Origin of the sequence: Bacteroides sp. AM54-2NS (genome assembly GCF_003602935.1) — a bacterium.
Taxonomy (GTDB): domain Bacteria; phylum Bacteroidota; class Bacteroidia; order Bacteroidales; family Bacteroidaceae; genus Bacteroides; species Bacteroides xylanisolvens.
This window is the reverse complement of record NZ_QTMZ01000159.1, coordinates 1-512: the sequence shown is the minus strand read 5'-3', so window position 1 is coordinate 512 and position 512 is coordinate 1. Positions and strand designations below refer to the sequence as shown.

The 512-nt window shown below is 35.2% G+C and carries 1 pseudogene; it reads right to left on the bottom strand.

Annotated elements, in window-relative coordinates:
* Positions 1-187 precede the first annotated feature (187 nt).
* Positions 188-512, bottom strand: a pseudogene (locus DXA05_RS26295) (hypothetical protein); the annotation flags it as partial.

Below are 512 nucleotides of genomic sequence, written 5' to 3'. Positions count from 1 at the left end.
AGAGGTCATTTTATACCTGTTATTAATTATATTAAGAGAGGGTATAATTTGACCTCTGACTGTAATATATAGTCTTTATATGCTTATGAAGTCGAATTAATAATGACAGAGATAACATTTGATAAGAATACTACCTTTTAATGAGATTCATATTATAAGGTTGGGGCTCTCTACACATATATCCAAATTACTTCTTTAGTCTGATTTGAGTATCAATAAAATACAAGTCCTTGTCAATACCGTACAGCACATTGTTGGGAACGGCATCAAACACTTCATATTGGTCGTTATGGAACTCGTCTATATAATCCATTTCAAAGCCAAGCGCTTCCATGTATTCAGCAATTTCATCTTCTGTTGCTTCCCGTTCTGCCAATATGTAAGGTTGTGTGAGAACTGCACAGAACTCTTGACGGCTGTTATAAGAGAAGCCAATCATCTGATAGGGTACATTACTAAAGAACTTATTGTGTGCGTTAATGCGAATGAAGAAGTTCTCCAAATCATCCCCT